The sequence below is a fragment of the Pseudomonas sp. PS01301 genome (assembly GCF_029960215.1).
Taxonomy (GTDB): Bacteria; Pseudomonadota; Gammaproteobacteria; order Pseudomonadales; family Pseudomonadaceae; genus Aquipseudomonas; species Aquipseudomonas coleopterorum.
On record NZ_JASCPM010000020.1, the window covers coordinates 42,940 to 62,633 of the forward strand.

24 protein-coding genes and 2 pseudogenes are annotated in these 19,694 nt (G+C 55.1%); 11 read left to right on the forward strand and 15 right to left on the reverse strand.

Features of this window, described 5'->3' with window-relative positions; all coding sequences use genetic code 11:
- Positions 1-25 precede the first annotated feature (25 nt).
- The 3 genes from QMX89_RS12510 (at position 26) to QMX89_RS12520 (ending at position 4,876) form a co-directional block, all read left to right on the forward strand.
- Positions 26-490 carry a DUF411 domain-containing protein gene (locus QMX89_RS12510; RefSeq protein WP_282348436.1) on the forward strand — a complete coding sequence of 155 codons (465 nt, stop codon included), beginning with the start codon at positions 26-28 and terminating at the stop codon, positions 488-490.
- 536 nt (positions 491-1,026) lie between these two features.
- Complete coding sequence (locus tag QMX89_RS12515; protein WP_282348474.1) at positions 1,027-3,297, forward strand: heavy metal translocating P-type ATPase; 2,271 nt, start codon at positions 1,027-1,029, stop codon at positions 3,295-3,297.
- A gap of 292 nt (positions 3,298-3,589) precedes the next feature.
- Positions 3,590-4,876 carry an Nramp family divalent metal transporter gene (locus QMX89_RS12520; RefSeq protein WP_282348475.1) on the forward strand — a complete coding sequence of 429 codons (1,287 nt, stop codon included), beginning with the start codon at positions 3,590-3,592 and terminating at the stop codon, positions 4,874-4,876.
- Between the two features lie 102 nt (positions 4,877-4,978).
- Here QMX89_RS12520 and QMX89_RS12525 read toward each other — a convergent pair whose 3' ends face one another.
- The gene (locus QMX89_RS12525) at positions 4,979-5,314 is read right to left on the reverse strand and encodes a hypothetical protein (RefSeq protein WP_282348438.1); all 336 of its coding nucleotides are present in this window, start codon (positions 5,312-5,314) and stop codon (positions 4,979-4,981) included.
- 463 nt (positions 5,315-5,777) lie between these two features.
- Between QMX89_RS12525 and QMX89_RS12530 the strand changes: the two genes are divergently transcribed.
- The gene (locus QMX89_RS12530) at positions 5,778-6,245 is read left to right on the forward strand and encodes a 3'-5' exoribonuclease (RefSeq protein WP_282348439.1); all 468 of its coding nucleotides are present in this window, start codon (positions 5,778-5,780) and stop codon (positions 6,243-6,245) included.
- A 91-nt stretch (positions 6,246-6,336) separates the two neighbouring features.
- Here QMX89_RS12530 and QMX89_RS12535 read toward each other — a convergent pair whose 3' ends face one another.
- The 4 genes from QMX89_RS12535 to QMX89_RS12550 all read right to left on the reverse strand — a co-directional run bounded on the left by QMX89_RS12535 (position 6,337) and on the right by QMX89_RS12550 (position 8,235).
- Complete coding sequence (locus QMX89_RS12535; protein ID WP_282348440.1) at positions 6,337-6,741, reverse strand: hypothetical protein; 405 nt, start codon at positions 6,739-6,741, stop codon at positions 6,337-6,339.
- Positions 6,742-6,934: 193 nt separating this feature from the next.
- The gene (locus tag QMX89_RS12540; protein WP_282348442.1) at positions 6,935-7,324 is read right to left on the reverse strand and encodes a hypothetical protein; all 390 of its coding nucleotides are present in this window, start codon (positions 7,322-7,324) and stop codon (positions 6,935-6,937) included.
- Between the two features lie 5 nt (positions 7,325-7,329).
- Positions 7,330-7,797, reverse strand: a complete 468-nt coding sequence (locus QMX89_RS12545; protein WP_282348444.1) for a hypothetical protein — start codon at positions 7,795-7,797, stop codon at positions 7,330-7,332.
- Between the two features lie 42 nt (positions 7,798-7,839).
- Entirely contained in the window at positions 7,840-8,235 is a 396-nt protein-coding gene (locus QMX89_RS12550) for a hypothetical protein (RefSeq protein WP_282348445.1), read from the reverse strand.
- 157 nt (positions 8,236-8,392) lie between these two features.
- Between QMX89_RS12550 and QMX89_RS12555 the strand changes: the two genes are divergently transcribed.
- Both QMX89_RS12555 and QMX89_RS12560 read left to right on the forward strand, forming a co-directional pair.
- A complete protein-coding gene (locus tag QMX89_RS12555) occupies positions 8,393-8,854 on the forward strand; it encodes a helix-turn-helix transcriptional regulator (protein WP_282348446.1) in 462 nt (153 codons plus the stop codon).
- Between the two features lie 171 nt (positions 8,855-9,025).
- Positions 9,026-9,304, forward strand: coding sequence for a hypothetical protein (locus tag QMX89_RS12560; protein ID WP_282348447.1), 279 nt, complete (start codon positions 9,026-9,028; stop codon positions 9,302-9,304).
- A 64-nt stretch (positions 9,305-9,368) separates the two neighbouring features.
- On the opposite strand, the gene QMX89_RS12565 is transcribed toward QMX89_RS12560, so the two are convergent.
- From QMX89_RS12565 to QMX89_RS12590, 6 genes and pseudogenes are all read right to left on the reverse strand, one after another.
- On the reverse strand, positions 9,369-10,409 hold the full coding sequence (locus QMX89_RS12565; protein ID WP_282348448.1) for a DUF4062 domain-containing protein: 1,041 nt from the start codon (positions 10,407-10,409) through the stop codon (positions 9,369-9,371).
- Between the two features lie 105 nt (positions 10,410-10,514).
- Positions 10,515-11,069 carry an SH3 domain-containing protein gene (locus QMX89_RS12570; RefSeq protein ID WP_349012516.1) on the reverse strand — a complete coding sequence of 185 codons (555 nt, stop codon included), beginning with the start codon at positions 11,067-11,069 and terminating at the stop codon, positions 10,515-10,517.
- A gap of 49 nt (positions 11,070-11,118) precedes the next feature.
- Complete coding sequence (locus QMX89_RS12575; protein WP_282348449.1) at positions 11,119-11,595, reverse strand: hypothetical protein; 477 nt, start codon at positions 11,593-11,595, stop codon at positions 11,119-11,121.
- A pseudogene (locus tag QMX89_RS12580) lies at positions 11,592-11,803 on the reverse strand (hypothetical protein). Before QMX89_RS12580 ends, QMX89_RS12575 begins: the two are co-directional and overlap by 4 nt.
- A 198-nt stretch (positions 11,804-12,001) precedes the next feature.
- A complete protein-coding gene (locus QMX89_RS12585) occupies positions 12,002-12,310 on the reverse strand; it encodes an AzlD domain-containing protein (protein WP_282348451.1) in 309 nt (102 codons plus the stop codon).
- On the reverse strand, positions 12,300-13,022 hold the full coding sequence (locus tag QMX89_RS12590) for an AzlC family ABC transporter permease (protein WP_282348478.1): 723 nt from the start codon (positions 13,020-13,022) through the stop codon (positions 12,300-12,302). Before QMX89_RS12590 ends, QMX89_RS12585 begins: the two co-directional genes overlap by 11 nt.
- A gap of 158 nt (positions 13,023-13,180) precedes the next feature.
- On the opposite strand from QMX89_RS12590, the gene QMX89_RS12595 reads away from it, so the two are divergent.
- Positions 13,181-14,047 carry a LysR family transcriptional regulator gene (locus QMX89_RS12595; RefSeq protein WP_282348452.1) on the forward strand — a complete coding sequence of 289 codons (867 nt, stop codon included), beginning with the start codon at positions 13,181-13,183 and terminating at the stop codon, positions 14,045-14,047.
- A 751-nt stretch (positions 14,048-14,798) separates the two neighbouring features.
- On the opposite strand, the pseudogene QMX89_RS12605 reads toward QMX89_RS12595, so the two are convergent.
- From QMX89_RS12605 to QMX89_RS12615, 3 genes and pseudogenes are all read right to left on the reverse strand, one after another.
- A pseudogene (locus QMX89_RS12605) lies at positions 14,799-15,407 on the reverse strand (histidine phosphatase family protein); the annotation flags it as partial.
- A 182-nt stretch (positions 15,408-15,589) separates the two neighbouring features.
- A complete protein-coding gene (locus tag QMX89_RS12610) occupies positions 15,590-16,195 on the reverse strand; it encodes a hypothetical protein (RefSeq protein ID WP_282348453.1) in 606 nt (201 codons plus the stop codon).
- 88 nt (positions 16,196-16,283) lie between these two features.
- The gene (locus QMX89_RS12615) at positions 16,284-16,751 is read right to left on the reverse strand and encodes a transcriptional regulator (RefSeq protein ID WP_282348455.1); all 468 of its coding nucleotides are present in this window, start codon (positions 16,749-16,751) and stop codon (positions 16,284-16,286) included.
- 278 nt (positions 16,752-17,029) lie between these two features.
- Between QMX89_RS12615 and QMX89_RS12620 the strand changes: the two genes are divergently transcribed.
- From QMX89_RS12620 to QMX89_RS12635, 4 genes are all read left to right on the forward strand, one after another.
- The gene (locus QMX89_RS12620) at positions 17,030-17,581 is read left to right on the forward strand and encodes a hypothetical protein (RefSeq protein WP_282348456.1); all 552 of its coding nucleotides are present in this window, start codon (positions 17,030-17,032) and stop codon (positions 17,579-17,581) included.
- 251 nt (positions 17,582-17,832) lie between these two features.
- The gene (locus QMX89_RS12625) at positions 17,833-18,234 is read left to right on the forward strand and encodes a hypothetical protein (protein WP_282348458.1); all 402 of its coding nucleotides are present in this window, start codon (positions 17,833-17,835) and stop codon (positions 18,232-18,234) included.
- 50 nt (positions 18,235-18,284) lie between these two features.
- Positions 18,285-18,716, forward strand: a complete 432-nt coding sequence (locus QMX89_RS12630) for a hypothetical protein (protein WP_282348459.1) — start codon at positions 18,285-18,287, stop codon at positions 18,714-18,716.
- Between the two features lie 245 nt (positions 18,717-18,961).
- Complete coding sequence (locus QMX89_RS12635) at positions 18,962-19,171, forward strand: hypothetical protein (RefSeq protein ID WP_282348460.1); 210 nt, start codon at positions 18,962-18,964, stop codon at positions 19,169-19,171.
- A gap of 13 nt (positions 19,172-19,184) precedes the next feature.
- On the opposite strand, the gene QMX89_RS12640 is transcribed toward QMX89_RS12635, so the two are convergent.
- Positions 19,185-19,604: a hypothetical protein gene (locus QMX89_RS12640; RefSeq protein WP_282348461.1), complete on the reverse strand. Its 420-nt coding sequence runs from the start codon at positions 19,602-19,604 to the stop codon at positions 19,185-19,187.
- Positions 19,605-19,694: the final 90 nt, after the last annotated feature.

The following is a 19,694-nucleotide window of genomic DNA, read 5'->3' on the forward strand; positions in this document are numbered from 1 at the left end:
ATTCCATATCAACGTGAGCCCACATATGAAATTGCCAAGTTTGAAAATCGCAGGGCGTCGCATTGCCATGCTCATTGCAGTAGGCACTGTGTCACTGGTTCAAGCTGCTCCAGTCCAGACCATTGACGTACACCGAGATCCGAACTGCGGGTGTTGCTCCAAATGGATTGCCTACCTGCGAGACAATGGCTTCACGGTGAACGATCACGTGGAAGACAACATGAGCGCAGTCAAGGACAAGCTGGGCGTGCCCCATAAACTGGGCTCATGCCACACCGGTGTAGTGAATGGGAAGTTCGTAGAGGGTCATGTGCCCGTGCAACAGATTGCCGAGCTGGTTAAGCGCTCTGATCTCAAGGGTGTAGCCGCGCCAGGCATGCCCATGGGCTCCCCCGGTATGGAATCAGGCAGCCGTAAAAGCGCCTATCAGGTCATTGGTTTGACAACCCAAGATAAAGAGCTAGTCGTGGCTGACTATCCGGCGCAGTGAAGCCATACATTTGAGCGAATTCGAGCCACCTGGTGCTTGACCCTGTAGCCACTTCAGGGTGTTTACTCTCAGCATAATTTGCTGAGGGTAACGAAATGAAGAAGTGCTGTGGCGAACCAAATGGTTCTCCAGCCGCCGCCGAAACGGCTGGACGAGCGGTCGAGACATGGGCACCTAACCACGATAGCGCTGGCAGTGAACAGGGCGGCTCTACCACCCCCTGCTGCGGGGCGAGCGATAGCTTGACGTCCGAAGCCGTGAGGGCGACGTGCTGCTCATCTAGCTCACAAACCCACTTGGCACCTGCCAGTTCGGGCCAGCTTTATACCCTCAGCGAACCAGCTAACTCGCACAAGGAGCTACAAAGTTCGACGCCCAGCGTCGAGCCCACCCCTGGTGGCTGCTGCTTGGCCTCTCAAAATATTGAATCGGAATGCTGTGCAGAACCTGAGGTAGCTAAGGTAGCCGACCTAAGTGATACGCCCCATAGCCGATCCTCTCAAGGCGCATCATTCAATACATTCCACATAGGTCAGATGTGCTGCCCAACCGAGCAGGCCATGATCGAAGGCAAGCTTGGCAAGATGGCGGGTGTCGAGAAACTCGAATTCAACATGATGAAAAGAACGCTCGGCGTGTGGCATACCCTTGCGGATACGACTGAAATTGCCAAGGCAATCTCTACGCTGGGAATGACTGCGGAGCGGCTGGACTCGCCTAAAACCACGAAGATACAGGTCGCCCAACTTGACTGCTCGGCAGAGGAAAGCCTCATTCGCGCCAAGCTCAAAACGCTTGCAGGCGTGGAGGGGCTGGATTTCAACATACCTCAACGCACTGTTAGTCTTACGCATCAGCCAGAGGCTCTTTATGGGGCACTCGAAGCTATTCGCAGCTTAGGTATGTCGGCTGTGGTTGCAGAGGAAGGCAGCAGCCAGCCGGGCGCTGCAGCCCCGAAAACCGGGTGGTGGCCTCTAGGTTTGGCAGGTGTCGCAGCCGTAGGTGCTGAGGTCTTGCATTTAACGTCAGCTGCGCCGGAATGGCTTGTGGCCATGGTTGCCCTGCTTTCTATAGCCATCTGCGGGCCGGCCACCTATAAAAAAGGTTGGATTTCGATCCGGCATTTGAACCTGAACATCAATGCACTGATGTCCATTGCGGTAACAGGCGCCGTGCTGATTGGTCAGTGGCCTGAAGCCGCAATGGTCATGTTTCTCTTCACCATAGCGGAACTGATTGAGGCTAAATCCCTGGATCGCGCACGCAATGCCATTCAGGGCTTGATGAGCCTGTCCCCTGATCGTGCGACTGTCAGGCAAGCAGACGGCCAGTGGAAGGAAGTAGATGCGAAAATTGTCGACATCGGTGATCTCGTCCGTGCGCGTCCCGGCGAACGCATAGGCCTTGACGGAGAGATTGAGCAAGGTCATTCAACAGTCAACCAAGCCCCCATCACAGGCGAAAGCATGCCTATTGAGAAAACGGTGGGCGACAAGGTTTACGCGGGTTCCATCAACGAATCGGGAGCCTTCGAGTACCGTGTTACAGCACGAGCAAACAACACGACGCTGGCTCGCATCATCCATGCGGTGGAAGAGGCTCAAGGCTCCCGCGCACCCACGCAGCGTTTCGTTGATCAGTTCGCAAAATACTACACCCCAGCGGTTTTCTTCTTCGCGCTGGCAGTTGCAGTCATACCGCCAGTCTTTATGGCCGGAGCCTGGTTTGATTGGGTTTACCGCGCCTTGGTGTTGTTGGTAGTCGCTTGCCCGTGTGCCTTGGTTATCTCCACGCCCGTTTCCATCGTCAGCGGGCTTGCGGCTGCAGCGCGCAAAGGGATTTTGGTCAAAGGCGGGATCTATCTGGAAATCGGCGCTAAGGTCGACTATGTCGCTCTAGACAAGACAGGCACGATCACGCACGGCAAGCCGGTACTTACCGAGTTCTTCAGCTTGGTTGATCAGCCTGAAGTCGATTTGCGGAAGATCGCAGCAAGCTTGGGCAGCCGGTCAGACCACCCTGTGTCGCTGGCCGTTGCCCGCGATCAGGATCCATTGACGCTTGTACAGGTCGATGGTTTCGCTGCGTTGCCCGGTAAAGGTATCAAGGGAGATATTGACGGTAAGCAGTACCACTTGGGCAACCATCGGCTGCTGGAGGAGCTTGGTCTTTGTGACGCTTCGCTGGAGTCGCAGTTGGGTGCCTTAGAGCGGCAAGGCAAGACCGTTGTGGTATTGAGCAACGCTGATCGTGCGCTGGCAGTCTTTGCAGTCGCTGATACGGTTAAGCAGTCTAGCCAAAAGGCGATTGAAGAGCTGCATGCACTGGGCGTGAAAACTGCCATGTTGACCGGCGACAATGATCACACCGCATCTGCCATTGCCCAATCCGTTGGTATTGATCAGGCTTCAGGAAATCTGCTTCCAGCTGACAAACTCACCGCAATCGAAGAATTGCAGTCCAAAGGGCATGTGGTGGGTATGGTCGGCGACGGCATCAATGATGCGCCCGCATTAGCCAAGTCGCAGATTGGGTTCGCGATGGCGGCTGCAGGCACCGATACTGCTATCGAAACCGCTGACGTTGCCCTGATGGATGATGACCTCAGAAAAATCCCGGCCTTCATCCGCCTGTCCCGTCAGACGGCCAGCATCCTGAAACAGAATATCGTCTTTGCCTTGGGCATCAAGGCAGTGTTCTTGTCCTTCACCTTGGTGGGAATGGCAACAATGTGGATGGCCGTATTCGCTGATGTCGGCGTGAGCGTTTTAGTGGTGCTGAACGGGCTACGCCTGCTGAAAAAGTGATGCCGGTCGTTAATCCTGACGCCTGGCTACGGTTGCTCGTCGAACGTTGGGCAAGTTGGCGTGATGGAAGAGCGGTGATGATGCCGTGAAGTGAGACAAGGGCTGTGTTACGTACAAACGGGTAGCGTGCAGAGCTTGGCCAGAGCATTGACGGAGCCGAGCGGAGTTCACGCTTTAGTGTGTCTCATCTCGGAGCTGCATTTTGGCGAAGCGCGAAGGTTCATCTAATCCTCCCGGTCGTGATCCCAAATTAGCCCTTCCGGGGCCGCTCGCCGTTGGCGTACAGCCTAGCCTGGGAGAGCTGAATGCCAGCGTCCCAGTACCAGCCTCTGGCGGCTGGGTGCGACGACTTCTAGCTTTCGCTGGCCCTGGCTACATGGTCGCCGTGGGTTATATGGATCCTGGCAACTGGGCGACCGACATTGCGGGTGGATCACAGTTTGGCTACATGTTGCTTTCGGTCATTCTGCTATCGAACTTGATGGCTATCGTGCTTCAGGCGCTGGCCGCTCGGCTGGGCATCGCTACAGGGCTGGATCTGGCGCAAGCATGCAGAGCGCACTACAGCGCACCCGTTCGTATGGGCCTGTGGTTTGTCTGCGAGCTGGCAATCATTGCCTGTGATCTGGCTGAGGTTATCGGGACTGCGATTGCGCTCAAGCTGCTGTTCGACATCCCGTTGTTATGGGGCACCATTCTTTGCGCTGCCGACGTGTTCCTGATTCTGCTGTTGATGCGGCGAGGGTTTCGCTGGCTGGAGGCTTTCATCGTAGCGCTGCTGGTGCTGATCTTTGCGTGCTTTGCTGCACAGATGGTGATGTCCCAGCCGCCACTTGCTGCGGTGCTGCAAGGATTCATACCGCAAACCGAGGTTGTGACAAACCCCGCTGCACTCTATCTGGCCATCGGTATTATCGGTGCGACGGTAATGCCTCATAACCTCTATCTGCACTCATCCATCGTGCAGACCCGCAACTACCCGCGAACCGAGGCTGGCAAGAAGAGCGGTTTGCGCTGGGCGGTAACCGATAGCACTATCGCGCTCACCTTGGCGCTGTTCATCAATGCGGCGATCCTCATCACGGCTGCAGCGGTGTTCAATGCGGCAGGTCGCACAGACGTAGCGGATATAGAAAAGGCGCATGAGCTCCTTTCTCCTATGATCGGTGTAGGCATCGCATCCACTCTCTTCGCCATCGCTTTGCTCGCATCTGGAATGAACTCCACGGTTACCGCCACCCTGGCCGGGCAAATCGTAATGGAAGGATTTCTGCAGCTGCGGATTCCTGCGTGGGCTCGTAGATTAATCACACGCGCAATCGCGATTATTCCGGTGGTGATCGTGACCATGTTGTACGGAGAGAGAGGCACCGCGCAGCTGCTGGTCTTGAGCCAGGTGATACTGTCGATGCAGCTGCCGTTCGCTGTTATTCCGCTGGTAAGGTTTGTTACCGACCGCTCGAAGATGGGCTCGCTGGTCGCTGGGCGTGCGTTAGCGATACTCGCCTGGGGGATCGCAGCGGTGATCGTGATACTGAACATCAAGCTATTGCTGGATGTGGTGCAGAGTTGGCTTTAACAAGCCAAAAGTCGCACTGACAGATACCGGGGCATGACCATCCTCGCCAAGGATCGTACCTAGGCCGCAATTCCAGCTGCGAGGCTAGGTGAGCGAGGACGTCTACATAGATTTGACCGAGACGACTTCCACATACTTGTACTTCTTCCGGGCAGCCTTGACCGCTTCCTGTTCAGCAAGCAGCGTGCTCAAGGTGTCGGCGTCATGGATCAGCTCGTACGTTTTGCCTTCAAACTCATTGCCCACGCTCAGCGTGACTCGCAGTCGGGGCTTGAAAGCCTTCGCCACCTTCTTCTTGGCAGCAGGCGCTACCGTTGGCTTGGTGAACACAACCTCTGGCACCGGATCGTCGACTTGAGAAGCAAGTATCTGCTCTTCAGGCTGGGCCGAGCCGAAAAGGGCAAGACGCATTTCTTCTTCGCTCAAATCTGAATTCATACAACGCCTCGAAGGGGTCAACATGTAGCGCGGCGATTCTACTAGGCTTCCTTCACGGCATTCCGAGAAATAAGTGAGGCTCATATTCCTAGGTCGATTTCGAGACATGAGCCCCGCCAAGCTCGCGAGAGCTGCCCCTTCGGCAGACGAGTAATCAGCCCGTCCGCAAGATCACTCGCGTGACGAGCGTACAAAGTTACCGTGCCGCTGAGTGGCGTTCTACCCGGCACGAATGCACCGACCTGCTCTTGGGCAACTTTCAGTATATTCAGGACTTGTTGGCTCACCCTAGGGGTGCTGAGATGCTCAACCAGTAATGTGGGTGGGGGAGAAGCGGTACGCCACAGCTTCACAACTAGCTCGAGCAGCCCTTCATGGCCGAAATGGTGAAGAGCCAGATCCCACAGCTGACCTTCTTGCACCATGTCGAGGCGACGCCTATTCATTATGGAGTTTTAAGGACATGAGGCTCTTTCTCGATTGTGAATTCACACAGCTCTCGGCAGCAGCGAAGCTGATATCGCTGGCACTGGTAGCTGAGGAAGGGCGCGAATTCTACGTGGAATTGCTTGATGATTGGAGAGAAGAAGACTGCAGTAATTTCGTAAAGGAAATCGTGCTTCCGCAGTTGTGGGGTGGCAGCTGGGCGTTGCCTATCACCGAGGCGAGGATTTCGCTTCTCGAGTTCCTGGCGTCTTTCGACTGTGCGATAGAGATCGTTACGGATGCGCCACAATTCGACTGGGAGCTGTTCTGCGAGCTTGCTTATGACAATGGGTACTGGCCTAGAAACGTACGTAATTACCCTACCGACGCTACAACCCTGTCCCCGGTCAGCGACGGTGGAGAGCCGCCGCACCATGCGCTCTTGGATGCCAGGATCATTGCTGGCATGTTCGTGGAGGGACTCACGGCGGAAGGACTCCCCTGATCAATGAAATGCTCAGCGGTTTAACGACACGGCTGCTCTTGTGCTGAACAACGAGGCGGCAGTCTCCGTTGGGTCAAGACGGGCTTGATCCTCATGTCGCGAGCTTATCATCCAGTTGATCGCTGCCATCATGACGTGAGCACAGTGTGCTGACCCATGTGCCCCCGACCTGCTTCCCAGGCGCTCCGCAGTACGAGCAGGTCTTCGTCGAGAGTTGGATCGCTACGTCTATTGCCCCCCTGCAGTAAGCATCGCCGCCTTCATAAAAGAAATGCAGCTCGCCAAATTTGGACTTGATCTGCTCTACCGTCACAAGAGAGACCTCGGGGTGTTGCTTCAGGTGATTCTGAATTGTGTCGCAAAGAGCGATCAAGATTCCCCGCCACCCAGGGTCGCAATAAATCTCATCGACACCGGGGTTAGAGAACATCTGAGGGTAGCGTTCCTGAAATTCAGCGATGTCGATCTCAGGTAAAACTTCGGTGCGCTGATTCATGGTGTCTGAGGTTATCGTTGGAGTAGGGCTGACCGCCTCAAGCTTGCAGCCAAAACGGCAACCGGAGCGCGCCGGCCCTGGATGGGCCAGAGACGTGAGGATGGAAGCCCGCAGGGGCCAAGATCCGCTCCAGCGGGGCTTGGTTCACGACAGCCGTCCCGACGAAGGCGGGCACGCCCACAAGGCGGAATGACTACTGGAGACGACTCGGTGTTGGGACATAACGTCCGCTTGCTACACGCATGAACTCCCGAAGACTACGCCGCCCAACATCGCGCCTGAACGTCGCAATGACATACTTGGAGTGAACCGTGGTGATCACCCAGAACCTGCCTTGTTTCGTCACAGACTGAATGTCAGATGTCCGGATCAGCCGACCATCCGCAAATCGCTGGTATGGCCCTGGGGAAATGTGGCTGAAGACAACGCCGACGGCGCTGCAGGCATGAATGTGGACACCCACCAGAAACGCAGTAACCAGCCCGTCGTAATCCTGGCTCGCTGCTCTGGCGAGGCGAAGCAGGTCAAAGTCCGAGTAGCGTTTAACGTGCAAATCGACTGCGACCGTGTTGATCTCTTCCATGGTTACTAACCTCTCGATACAGGAGTTACGGTGGTCTCTGGAGCAGTCCTCCGGTAGAGCTCCCTCAATCCCGTCAGAGACTCAACATCCAAATCACGCTGATGAGTATTGACGTACACATCACCACTCTCGACCTTCAAGACGCAGATTGGCACTTCAGCCTGATTGAATCCCATGGATAACGAGGTCAGCTTCTCCATCCTCCAGCTAGATCCCTTGTTCATCCACCCTGGGGTGACGACTTGGACTTCCTGCACGAGCAGGTTCTCGTTCTGAGAGACCAGCAGCTCAACCAGACGGGGCTCGTCGCTCAACATCTCCTCGTAAGCTACGAAGCGATCTTCGTGTCGACGCTTCAGGCTCACGTGATACCAGTGAGTTACTAGGGATCGTGACACCGCGTGAAAATGAGCGAGGCCATCGCCGAACATCCCTACGGGGCCGGCTTGGTCTTGCATGCTAATCCTGAACATCACGTATCTCGTCTGAAGCAGGCCCGCCTAGTGAGCCTGCGATTAACATAAGCCAAATATTGTCTTGAGCGACGCGGTCATCTCGCGCCCCTTGCCCACCAGCACGTACACGGTGTTCCGCGTCTCAAACAAGCAAACGCCGTCGAACGACTTGCACAGCGTCGAGCGTACCCAGCTCCCCGGCGGGAATCGGCCATGCCCGTCAAAGGTCACGCAGTGGGCATACATGAACATCGGTTCCAGGCCTGTAGCCCGTACTTTCGCGAGCGACTCGGGGGATTCGTCAACGTGGAATATGAGCCAGTCCTCCACGGTGCAATACGCCTTACGAGGAAAGCGCTCAGCCACCAATGCTTCTATCTCTGCGGGAGACAGCGACGTGCCAGCCAAGGAAACCTGACCTTCCTGGAGCAGTTCGTGCTCAGGAGAATTAGCCATAAATTGATGATCCTCATGACAACAGTAGAAATTCAGGGCGCATCGGACGTGATGAACGCTCGAGGGCAGGCCAGAAATCCCATCGCTATGACTATATACATTTGAATGGGATCTATCAAACACGTCATACGTTCTCCTTTTCAGGAGAAGTGCCTAGATGTCTTTGCGCAAGGCATACGCAGCAACATTGCAGTGGCTAAGGATGAAGCGGGGCTTATCGCAATCAGAGCTCCAAAACCAGACTGACCAAGGCCACATCAGCCGATTGGAAGCATCAACGAGATCTGCCAGTGTCGACCTCACTGCCGATATCGCTCAGGCATTGGGCGTATCACCACTCACATTTCTAACACTTGTGGCTGCGTCGCATGAGGGCAAGACGGCGCGCTCGGCTCTGGATGAGACACATGCTGAGCTGCTGCTCTTAGGTATTCTCGACGAGGTGCTCCCTGGCGAACCGCAGAAGCTTCCAGCGCCACAATCAGCTGCCGCTGCAGAAAAACTGAAGGCGGTACAGGGGTTGAAGAAGACTGGGCTTTCGCAAGTGGAGACCAGTCGCCAGTTAGGACTGCCACGCAGTACGGTTGGCCGGCTTTGGCACGCCGATGAGCAATCTTAAGCCCGGAATTTGCTTTGATCTCAGCGTGACTGAAGCCTTGCATACCTCTAGAAATCGCTAAGCCATTTACAAGAGCACCGACATTTCACGTCAGATGTGCTGTAGTAAACGGACAGGCTAGTCCTCGGTGCATCTGAGGCTTCTCAGCAACCTAATGCTTAGGGTGGCGTCATGATCGTCAAGACAGGCGAGGTCATTTGCATAGCTTCAGGCATCTATGAAGGCTATGACCGGTCAGGGCCATTCGTGGCGACACGAGAGTTCGATCTGGGCTCATTTGTCGCAGAGGTAATCCCGCAGCAGACCAAGAGGCACGACATGTCGGCCCTGTTGTGGGATGTGCCCAGGATGCTTCTCGAACGCGGGCTCATTACCGAGCTTCCATGCAAAAAGATTCACTTGGGAGCTATGGGCGAAATCGACATTCGGCAGGAGCAAGATGACCTTTGACCCAGTGCACGGGCTAGCGAAGTAGTCCGGCCTGTCGTCACCTTCGAGCACCAAGCTACGGGCATCAGTAATCCAAAGCTCTTGCCATCCTTACGATGCTTTCCTGCGCCCACTGTTCAGCCATGGGCCGGGTGGCGGGGATAAACAGCCTCGACTCGCTAACAACTTCTTGCCGGCGCATCGGCATTGAATAGCTGCTAGGTGCTGTTGCTGGTGGCTCTTCTATCTTCGCCATTGTCAGATTTTTCAGCGCAATGCGATACCAGCCACTGTTGAACGAAGCCACCTCGAAACACGAGAGAATGAGTGTCTTCAGGTGGGTCGGAGAAACGAAATATAAGCCTGGCGTGCGCCCTTCTACGGGTACGCTCGCATTGGTTTCCAAGAGGATGAGCCCGTCATCGAAAACCCTCCATGAGATGTCACCCGATTTGAAGCCTGTGAACAGTCTGTCATCCCAGTCTTCATAGCCATCTTTAAATTTGGCCAAGCCCAAGCTAGCAAAGCTTTGGAAGATCTCATCACGGCGTTGGGCAGTCCCGTGCACAACATGCTGCCCGATTGGTTGTGGCAAAAATGCGAACTCAAGCTGTGGTGCGTATGAGTGGCTCCACGAGGAACGGGTATTCGAGGTCTCTGAGATGCGTTCAAGGAATGCCGTTTCCGGAAGCGAGCTGTTGGCTTTATCCATCCGGGACAGGCCTTGGATAATCGCCTTGAGCAGCTCTTGAGGCTCCGAGAACGCAGCGCGGAAATAACCCTGCTTGTAGTCAGACACCTCGTTCACGAACACAGCCTGCTTCGCATCAAAGTCCGTCTGCTGGATGAATACCAGGATCGGCTTCCGTTTGCTGACTGCTTGGCGGAATTCCTGTTGGGTGACCGACATGCCTGGTTCAGGTTCATAGCCGTAGTTAGAGCCCAGAATGAGGATGTAGACATCGCACTGGTCGACCTCAGTCAGGCAGGCATGCTCCGAAGAATAGGTGCGTGCTCCGAAGTGCTCGCTCATAATCGGTTTCATATCCAGTGTTTCCACCGCGTCTTTGGCGGCGGCTCTGAACTGCTCGAATCCTCTTACCACGGAGCTTATGAACACCTTCATCAGTGCACCCTCTGAACGCTGTTATATGTGGCCTCTTAGACTGCCGCTCGGTGGGATTGTTACAGCTAGCCCTGGGTGCTGGAGAGCGGATTAACGACCAAACGATCAAACGCCATACCGTTTGTTACCGCCAGAGGTAATGCAGTACCGACCACCCCGAGGCCCGATACATACGTTTCCAGAGGAGCAGGGGCACGAGGAACCATAAGCCGGAATTTGTTGGCGAGCAGGCTCTGCTGGCTGAGTCAATGGTCGGGGCTTCGATACGACGTAGCAGCCCGACCCGTTGCAAAGGCTTTTTGACGAAAGCCATTTCGAAGGTTGACCATCAGTGCTGATGCGCGCCCATTCATTGCGCGTCTCGGAGACTTGAACCTTGTCACCACGCTTCAGTTTGGAAATGACTTTTCCGCTAGGTTGATCACGGACGTTGAGGGTGTCGGCGCTTACGAACTTTTCTGTTGTAGAGGCAGAGACCGGCGCTGGTGTTGACACAGACGTTGGCGTATTAGACGTCAGTGCACCCGGCGTACTCAGGGCGCTGGGCTGTACTTGGGCTGGGGGCGTGTCTTTCTTTCCCATTGCCCAGAGGATGGCAAACAAAACCAGAAGCGGAACAAACCATGACTGGGACTTCTTGCGCATATCCATTGCTCTCATTCAGCTCGTAAACGAAGGCTGTTCTTTTGACAAACCTGTCGTAATTCAACTACTGCGAGCTTAGCCAAGCTTCCACTTTTTGCAGCTTTTCCAGTTCGAAAAGCTTGGTCTTCCCGAGACCCAACACCCCAAGCAATCGCAGCTTCGCCTCACGCGTGGGAAACCATTCCGCGATTTCTATGTTGCAGTGTCTCGAATCACTCAGCGCCCATTTCACCACCATGTCCGCCGCCGCTCTGAAGTGGTCAGCCATGAAGAGCCTTTTGTCTTCCACGGGCCAGCCACGATCACTCAACTGCTCGGTCACATCAGTGATGCCTGTGTCACCAAAAAACGCATCCGTATCTGGGTAGTGAATCCCTGCAAGCGATACTTTGGCGACGCCCGAATCTCGGTCGAAGTAAGACAGGAAATGCCACCCACCGGTGATACATCCTGGGTGGGGGAAATTGATTGCGGCCTTGCCAGTGATGTAGTGCTCGCGCGACACGCGCTTGAGATCAAAATCGAACAGTGGATGCGTCATGGCAGCTTTTTGGGGCGAGCTATACCCTGCTTAATGTGACCAGCGTTATCGCCAATTGTCTCAAGAGCGCCACGGATGTTAACCCCCGCTTCCGCGTGTCCCTGCGCTTCTACCTGTAGGGTCAATTCCATCAGCGCAGCCTCATGGGGCCTAGCTGGTATTGGTACAGCCTTTCCAAAATGTCTGGTAGTGAAGAGCCGCCCTGCATTTGCTTACCTCCATGGTAGGAAAGGCAGAATAGCAGGAGCCAAAGCGCGGTGTTATCTACTCAGAGATGATCAAAGCAAGCGGAGCGCCTAGGTGACAGCGTAATACGAGAGAATGGAGCCATTCTCGCTGATGCACTCTTCCCAGTAGCCGAGACGGGCACAGACGGTTACGAAGCACCCATGCGGTAGCTACCTCCTCAAAGGTTGCGCCATAAAGCCGCTATGGCGATCCCTGCTGCGATAGCTGGAAGAGGTTTTTTGATCAGCAGCATCACGAGGCCAGTCGTTAACAAGGCAAGACGGGCACCGTTGTCTCCAGTGACCGCCAAGGGGGCAAGTACAGCTATCAATACTGAGCCTGACATGGCGCTGATAAATTGTTGCACACGGTAGTTGATGGGCACGAAGGACATGACGAAAACGCCTCCCCACCGCGTCGCAAGCGTGACCACAGCCATAATCAGGATTAGAGATAGTGTTCCAAAGCCTGCGGTATCAATGCTCATCTTTCTTTTCCATCCAAACGGCTCCCAACAGACCGCCCGCAAGTGCACCTACAACAACATGGCTGTTCTTGGGTAGATACCAGTAAGCAAGCAGTGCTGCCGCAGCAGCCACAATCCAAATGATCGACATGCGGGAGCTTTTCTTACCTCCGATAGCCATGGCGAGGAGAAAACAGCCCATCACCATGTCGAGCCCGAGGCTGACGGGGTTTTTGATTGCGCTCCCAAAATATATGCCCAGCCAAGTCCCTATCGTCCACGACGCCCATAGGGCGATTCCGCCGCCAAGTAATACGCCAAAGCCTGGCTTTCGACTGTTGAACGCCTGCATCGACATTGCCCAGTTGGCGTCTGATACCACCAGCATGACCCCATATCGCTTGGCCAGTGGAAGCTCCCGTAGCCATGGGTACAAGGTTGCTCCCATCAAGAGATGCCGGGCATTGATCGCAAAGACAGTGATCACCAAGGGGAGCACCGGAACGTGCGTGCCCCACAGATCGAGAGCTGCAAATTGTGCGGCGCCCGCAAACACAAGAAGACTCATGAGCACGGTTGACGTCTCACTCAGTCCTGCCTGAGCAGCCGCAAGCCCAAATGCACCTCCAAAAACCGTTACAAACAGCGAAATAGGTAACAAGTTCTTGAAGCCGGCCCAGGCCTCAATAAACGTTAAATCAGATATAGGATTTTCAGCGGACGACAAAAGCATTTCCTCCTGGAGCGGTAATACGGATGTGTCATGCAGGGGAGAGAAACCCAAGCTGCGCTCTGTAGCACAGCACGAGGTGACTATCCGCCAGACAGCCGCCTTCGGAAAGCGCATAATAGTTGTAGCTAATATCCGGTAATCGAATGATGTAATTTCTCATGAACATCCAAGACCTCCAAATAGACTGGCTCAAATGCTTTGTAGCGGTCGTCGACACAGGATCACTGTCCAGTGCAGCCCCTGAAGTATTTCGCTCCCAGTCGGCGGTGAGTATGCAGCTCAAAAAACTCGAAGCTGCGGTGGGACGGCGCTTACTCGTCCGTGACGCACGACATCATCAATTGACACCGGATGGGCAGATACTCCTTGGATATGCCAGACGAATATTGGATTTACATGGGGATGCTCAAGCGGCCTTTAGCGGGGCCGAGCTGACGGGACGTATACGATTAGGTGTTCCGGATGATTACGCTGCCAAGTATCTGACTCCGGTACTCAAGCGCTTCGCCCCACGCCATGGCTCAGTCGAGATCGAGCTTAATTGTGAGCAGTCAACCTCGCTGATACCTCGTGTCGAGAGAGGCGACCTGGACTTAGCATTAATATCGCGAGACCACCCTAGGCGAGGCACCCTGTTGTTTCATGAGCCGATGGTCTGGGTTGGATCGGCCCAGTTTGACCTTTGGAGGCGCGACCCGCTTCCCATTGCGACCTACGAAGAAGCGAGCCTCGCCAGACGCTGCGCAATTGACTCGTTGGCCCTGCAAGGTCGTGGCTACAGAGTGGTCTATCACAGTTCAAGCCTAGCGGGTCAGATCGCAGCAGTTGAGAGCGGCCTAGCGGTTGCCGTCCTGACTCGATGCAGTGTCCCCGAGCACTTGGAAATTCTTGGCGGAGGGCAAGCACTTGGCCCGCTAAAACCGATGGAAGTCGCGGTATATCGAAGTCGTGCCTCAGCCCGGTCAAAGTCGGTAGATAGCTTGCAGAGCTTGTTGATCAAGACGCTTCGGATAGCAGGGCCCTGAGCTTTACCACGCCTCGATCCCGTAAAAATGACCGTCAGGGGACGATGACCTTCCGATCAGTTCCAATCTCCATCGATCAAGCTGCAGTATGAAGGTTGGCCCACAAGCGGCCTGAGGCTACCAAACTGCTTCTGCCCGGCGAAAGAAAAATAGCCAACGCAAGCGGAGCGCGCAGGCACCAGCCGAAGGCGTGAGGATGGAAGCCCACAGGGCCGAGACGCAGGCGTTTACGCCAAGGCTCGGTTCACGACAGCCGTCCCCTATTAGGGGCACGCAACGATACGTTAAACCGGAATCACAACTCCTTCAGCATCTGCTCAAGCGTCTGATGCTCCCACGTTGAGAGGAGAGCAATGGGATCAGTCCCGTATCGATCACCTGAATCAAACGACCAGCGCCGACCATCCGGGCTCACGCATTCTTCGCAGTAGTCGAGCTCATCACAGTCGTTATAAATCGACAGCTCCCAGCCATCTACACGCATATGGAAATGGCCAGCATAAATCTCATCCCATAAGGCATCACCCACCTTGGTCATAGTACGCCGCCCCCATGTGACCTCTCTCAGTATCTGGCAGACCTCCCTTGCTGAGAGTTCAGCTGAAGGCTGGTCACTGACGACACCTATCTGTGATGACGCTAGTGATCTCGAATTCTGCAGTCCTTGCTCACCATGTATAGGTGAGTCATCAGGGAGCGGAGAGCCTGATTTTGGCAGGGCCTCGACCCGCTTCTCGGGCACCGAGATGGTCACGATCCAAGCAGCATCGTCTGCTGGCTTGGTGAGCGTGTAGCCACCGCAGTTGGGCACGTGGTTCGCAATATCATACTCACGCCAGTCAGCCATAGCCTGTCCATCGATTTGCTGTGGCATGCGCTCGATCAGCCAGGCGACAGCATTTATGAGCTGGCCATGAGAAAACACCACGATGTCTTGAGCGGGATGCGCTGCAACCCGAATCAGGAAGGACTGAGCTCTAGATATAAAGTCCAAGAATGACTCGGCCCCAGAGCCATCCCTAAACTTGGGATCTGCCTTGGCCCAATATGCGTCTACCCAATCTCGCCTCTGGGCAATAGTCGTCCCGGAGCAACGTGCTGGTTCGAGGTAGGTAAACTCATGAATGCCCCAAGTCTCATGGGGGACATCCACAAACTTCGTGACTGTAGCCATAGCTGTCGACTGGGCTCGGACGAAGGGAGAGGAAATAATCAGATCCGGGGCATGGACAAGAGAACTCGCTACAAGGTTTGCCTGCTCAATCCCTCTCTGCGTGAGAGGAATGGTCGCGTGATCCAGGCTAGGTTCGCCGGCATTAGCGGCGCTCTCACCGTGACGGATCAGCCTGACATGCTTCATTGCCCCAATCCCCACACTACAACACCCACCTCAATACGCTATCAGCACGTATCCAAGATCCATTTTTGCCCAAGGATACATCGCATCCATGATTGCAAGGACGGCAGAAACCAACCCGAAGCGGCCATTCGCTGGGCACGCTTTTGGCGCAGGTAATGGTATGCAATCCTCCACATGCTTAGTCAATCGAAAGATGGCGTCAGGAGAATGTGCGAAGCACCGATCCGCTCCAGGTAATCCCAGCCGATCAACTGCGGGTGGTACTGCATATCTGCAGTCATGTCATCTGGATGCAGGAAGCACATGCGCCCAATGACGTTCGGAATCTGATTCACAACGCCGTACGTTGTGCCGAATGTCATATCGATTACTTCATGGCTCGGCAGCGTGAGCCACGCATGCAGATTCAGCGCTGGGGAGCGTATGCCTTCCTTCAGCATCGTCTTGAGCTCACTGGTACCACTGTAAAAAACATTGCGCCCATTGTACTCGACGTAACCTAAGGTGAACGCGAGCGGCACCCCTAGAGCCTCTTCTAGAGGAGTCTTGAGCATCGCGGTTATAGCAAAGCACTGCTGCGAGACGTCTTCAGCGCGGTAGTGGGATAAATGCGCTGCTGTCACTTGCTGAAATACCCGGAGGTTGTCTTCGCTGACAAAGCACTCTCCTGTCCGCACAAATCCCGAAGGCGCCAAGCCCCAGCTTTTGCTCCGTTTCAAAGCGCGATCAAATCGCCCCTCGTAGTTGCAAGGCTGTGGACGAACTAGCTGCTTGATCCATGTTAACAATGAGAACTCCCTTTCAATGTGTATGAACGACCAGAGCAGCCAGCAAGCCTGGCAGGCACGGAAAGCGGATCACCGGTGATCTGTTGGATCAGGTATTCCAATATTTCTGGACGGTGCTTCTGGCAATTCCAAGCTTTTCAGAGACTGTTTTCCTATCGAGGCCTTGTGCCTTCAGGGCCCGGACGCTTTCCGCGTTCAAGGGCTGCTTAGGCTTTCCTTGAGAACGCTTGACGAGCTTACCCTCGCTGAATTGCTCCTCTACCAGCACCCACCCTCCGGTCTCTTCGAATTCCCGGACTTTCAGGGCTGTACGCTGCAATACATCCGAAGGAAGCTCACCGCCCTGGGCTGCAATGGCCAAGGCAACCATCGTCAGTAGATCGAGACCGAGGTATTCAGCGATTTCGTCGAGCTTCTCCAGCGTCGGATTTGCTCGTGCTTGCTCAAGCATTCCAACGTAAGTCCTGTGGGTTGCCCCTGCTAGTTCGTCGTAGCTCAAGCCTTGATGAGCACGCGCTCCACGCAAAGCTCCAGCAAGCGCTTCTTTCAGCAGCATGAGTCGGATCCCCAAATACGAGGATAGAGCCACGCCGGGGTCGTTCCGATAAACAGATCATAATGATATTATCGTGACATAACGGTAGCTAGGCGACTGCTTGATCACGACGGCGCGATATTGGGCATGGCATCGCAAGGGGCATCTCAAGGGCGCCACGCTCGTCTGATGCGTCATTGAGTCAACGCTTATGAACCGCACAAGCCCGCTTGCGTTCAGCATCGATCAGTGTCTAGCCATGACTGGGATAATTTTTGTGAAGGCAGGGATAGGTAGTAATGAAGTTTGATTGCGTGAAATTTTCAGGAAAAGTTGACTACATTCGGTCTGTAAACCCCATAAGCGGTGGTTATAAAATCAAGGTCAGCTTGGATGGCGCGGTGATTCCGAATCTTCAGGTCTCCAACAAGCTCTACGAAGAGCTAGAAGCAGGTGAAACTGCGACCCTCTATGGGATTTTCAACAGGAGTAAGAAAAAAGAGAAAAATCATGGAGTGCTTTACGGCCTGACCCAGCGCGGTGAGAAAATATTCGATACCAGTCAGCGATTCAAAGTGCCGGTTGCGTTTGCCGGATTTGCTGTAATTGCGTTTTGCATGATGTTCGTAATTGGTTGGGTTCCGACCTTATTCGCCCTGGGACTTCTGTTCGGGCCTAACCCTGACGTGTTCTCTAACGCTACTGTACTTGCCGCTGTAGAAGGCGCCTTAGCTGCACTATTTTTCCTGTGGCGTGCTCAGGTGATGCTGAGCGCAACTGCGAATCCAGACGCATGGGAAAGCATCGACCCAGCGACACTGTCTAGTCGCTTCAGCAAATTCCATAAGTAACCAACCTGGCGGAACGGTGGGGTGCGTCCAACACCTGCCCCACTTGGCGGAAAGCGCAGCAGGAATCTAGGTTAGCAACATCAGACCCCATTCCCATGCGAGCATCAAGTAAGCGGAGCGCGCAGGCGTGCAGGATGAGCGCCCGGAGGGCCGAGACGCAGCTTGCTGTGGCTCGGTTCACGCCAGCCATCCGCCGTCAGGCGGCACGCCATTACCGCTGCTCAGCTTCGAACCATCTCAGAGGATCTGCAATGACCAGTAAGGAGCTCAGCGAGCTTGAGAGAGCAAGACGAAGGGCTCTTTGGGCACTTGCCAGCCTCCATCCTGGTGATTCAATGGCACTCGTTGTGTTAGCCATCCTTGACGATCTCGACGACCAGGAGCGAAGCAGCACGGCCTTCATCCATGAGCCACTCGATCTCAACAAGGTTCGTCATTCTGCCCCGGTGAAACGCCATCACTCCGGCATCGATATAGTCTTGGAGCAAGAAATCCCGCAGCCCTGGAGAGAGCGCTTTCTGCAGGCCAGCGTTGGATCAACGCGACTCCCCGAAGGCCCATATGCGCACGACTGGCAGAAATTTCTGGTTGAGTGGGAGCGTGAGATGCAGCACCTGCACAATCACCGAGTAGCGCAGGCAGTCAGCGGCTGAAGCGACAGGTTCGGCGTAGCGGAATCGCAACTTCTAACAGGAGCAGCAGGATGGAACGGCCTTTGTTCTTTATCGATTTCGAGGCATCAGGGATAGCCCCGGATAGCTATCCCATCGAGGTAGCTGTCGTGTCGAGCGATATTACTTTCAGCTCCCTGATCAAGCCTGCTCGTTACTGGACGCACTGGTCGTTTGATGCCCAGGATATGCATGGTCTGAGTCAGGATCAGCTGCGTGAGCAAGGTAATACCCCAAGCGCTGTGGCGAGACACATGAATCAGCTGTTTTCAGGACAGGTGCTCTGCAGCGATTCGCCACAGGACGCCTTTTGGCTCGATGTACTCTTTGAGGCAGCCGATCTGGCGCCGAGGTTCGAACTTAAGCCCTTGGAGGTATTTGTGGGTCGCCAGGCTGCCAGTGAAATTTACCGTCTGCTGCCCACAACCAGGATCCACCGAGCTCACCTGATGCGACTGCTTTGATGCTCGCCTGCCGGGCTGTTTTCGAAACGTGAGCTTTCAACAGGATGACCTCCTGCCCAACTTCCGAGGGCGGGCGACCACGGGCGTGGCTAGGAATGGCAAGCGGAGCGCGCAGACCGTGCGGGATGGAAGCCCAAAGGGCCGAGCCCCAGGCTCGGTTCACGACAGCCCATCCCCGAAGGGGCACGGCCAAAACCCCAAGCAAGATGAGCTGGAAGCGATGACCACGCTAAGAGGATTTTCCGATGGGTATGAAGGACGACGATGACACAGCCTACTGCGACATCCAAATGCCCTTGGCTCAAGGTCGAGAGCTATTGCTCTTGGTGACAACACTGAGGGACTCCAATTCCCATCCGACGCTCAATAGGGTCTTCGAGCGCATGGAGCGCGAGCTCAGCATCTCAATCGATATTGTTGAAAACCCACCGACTTGGGGCCCATGGTGCCAGTAACATCCCCCGACCATTAGAGCTCTGCATCCCAAGCGTCCATCGCATCGCTAATAGTCAAGCACCAGTGAAACTCGCCACCTTGCAAGGCGCAAGCGACCTGCCTGGTGGTGTCGCCGTCGATCCACGCCGAGAGGCTATCTGAGGATTTTGAGATCATGGTGGCTGTCGCGACAGCGTACATACCAGTGTGTATGGACTGAAGGCACATGTAGCGCACAACAGCGCCACTGTAGAGCCTACGCCAGGCGACAACCTCCATACACTCCATGGGCCCCACAGAAGCCTCTGCAGCGAAATCCGCACCCTGATCCGCCCTGTGGTTCTCAGATGCTCGGTACGGCCCGCCAGGTGCTTCTGGGTTGGGTACGAGGTGCTTCAACTGCTCACGTGCGCAGACAATCTGCTCCCGGAACTCTTCGGGATCAATGAACATGGCTCCTTCCGGTGTTACCCTAAGGGTCTTGAGTCTGTTCGCGGCTCGGATGAATGTGCGTTCGCGCTCAATCTCACGCTGAGGACGGCG

Coding starts and splice junctions, on each gene's coding strand:
- QMX89_RS12510 (WP_282348436.1), top strand. CDS start 26: ATGAAATTGCCAAGTTTGAAAATCGCAGGGCGTCGCATTGCCATGCTC.
- QMX89_RS12515 (WP_282348474.1), top strand. CDS start 1,027: ATGTGCTGCCCAACCGAGCAGGCCATGATCGAAGGCAAGCTTGGCAAG.
- QMX89_RS12525 (WP_282348438.1), bottom strand. CDS start 5,314: ATGAATTCAGATTTGAGCGAAGAAGAAATGCGTCTTGCCCTTTTCGGC.
- QMX89_RS12530 (WP_282348439.1), top strand. CDS start 5,778: ATGAGGCTCTTTCTCGATTGTGAATTCACACAGCTCTCGGCAGCAGCG.
- QMX89_RS12535 (WP_282348440.1), bottom strand. CDS start 6,741: ATGAATCAGCGCACCGAAGTTTTACCTGAGATCGACATCGCTGAATTT.
- QMX89_RS12540 (WP_282348442.1), bottom strand. CDS start 7,324: ATGGAAGAGATCAACACGGTCGCAGTCGATTTGCACGTTAAACGCTAC.
- QMX89_RS12545 (WP_282348444.1), bottom strand. CDS start 7,797: ATGTTCAGGATTAGCATGCAAGACCAAGCCGGCCCCGTAGGGATGTTC.
- QMX89_RS12550 (WP_282348445.1), bottom strand. CDS start 8,235: ATGGCTAATTCTCCTGAGCACGAACTGCTCCAGGAAGGTCAGGTTTCC.
- QMX89_RS12555 (WP_282348446.1), top strand. CDS start 8,393: ATGTCTTTGCGCAAGGCATACGCAGCAACATTGCAGTGGCTAAGGATG.
- QMX89_RS12560 (WP_282348447.1), top strand. CDS start 9,026: ATGATCGTCAAGACAGGCGAGGTCATTTGCATAGCTTCAGGCATCTAT.
- QMX89_RS12565 (WP_282348448.1), bottom strand. CDS start 10,409: ATGAAGGTGTTCATAAGCTCCGTGGTAAGAGGATTCGAGCAGTTCAGA.
- QMX89_RS12570 (WP_349012516.1), bottom strand. CDS start 11,069: ATGAGAGCAATGGATATGCGCAAGAAGTCCCAGTCATGGTTTGTTCCG.
- QMX89_RS12575 (WP_282348449.1), bottom strand. CDS start 11,595: ATGACGCATCCACTGTTCGATTTTGATCTCAAGCGCGTGTCGCGCGAG.
- QMX89_RS12585 (WP_282348451.1), bottom strand. CDS start 12,310: ATGAGCATTGATACCGCAGGCTTTGGAACACTATCTCTAATCCTGATT.
- QMX89_RS12590 (WP_282348478.1), bottom strand. CDS start 13,022: ATGCTTTTGTCGTCCGCTGAAAATCCTATATCTGATTTAACGTTTATT.
- QMX89_RS12595 (WP_282348452.1), top strand. CDS start 13,181: ATGAACATCCAAGACCTCCAAATAGACTGGCTCAAATGCTTTGTAGCG.
- QMX89_RS12615 (WP_282348455.1), bottom strand. CDS start 16,751: ATGCTGCTGAAAGAAGCGCTTGCTGGAGCTTTGCGTGGAGCGCGTGCT.
- QMX89_RS12620 (WP_282348456.1), top strand. CDS start 17,030: ATGAAGTTTGATTGCGTGAAATTTTCAGGAAAAGTTGACTACATTCGG.
- QMX89_RS12625 (WP_282348458.1), top strand. CDS start 17,833: ATGACCAGTAAGGAGCTCAGCGAGCTTGAGAGAGCAAGACGAAGGGCT.
- QMX89_RS12630 (WP_282348459.1), top strand. CDS start 18,285: ATGGAACGGCCTTTGTTCTTTATCGATTTCGAGGCATCAGGGATAGCC.
- QMX89_RS12635 (WP_282348460.1), top strand. CDS start 18,962: ATGGGTATGAAGGACGACGATGACACAGCCTACTGCGACATCCAAATG.
- QMX89_RS12640 (WP_282348461.1), bottom strand. CDS start 19,604: ATGTTCATTGATCCCGAAGAGTTCCGGGAGCAGATTGTCTGCGCACGT.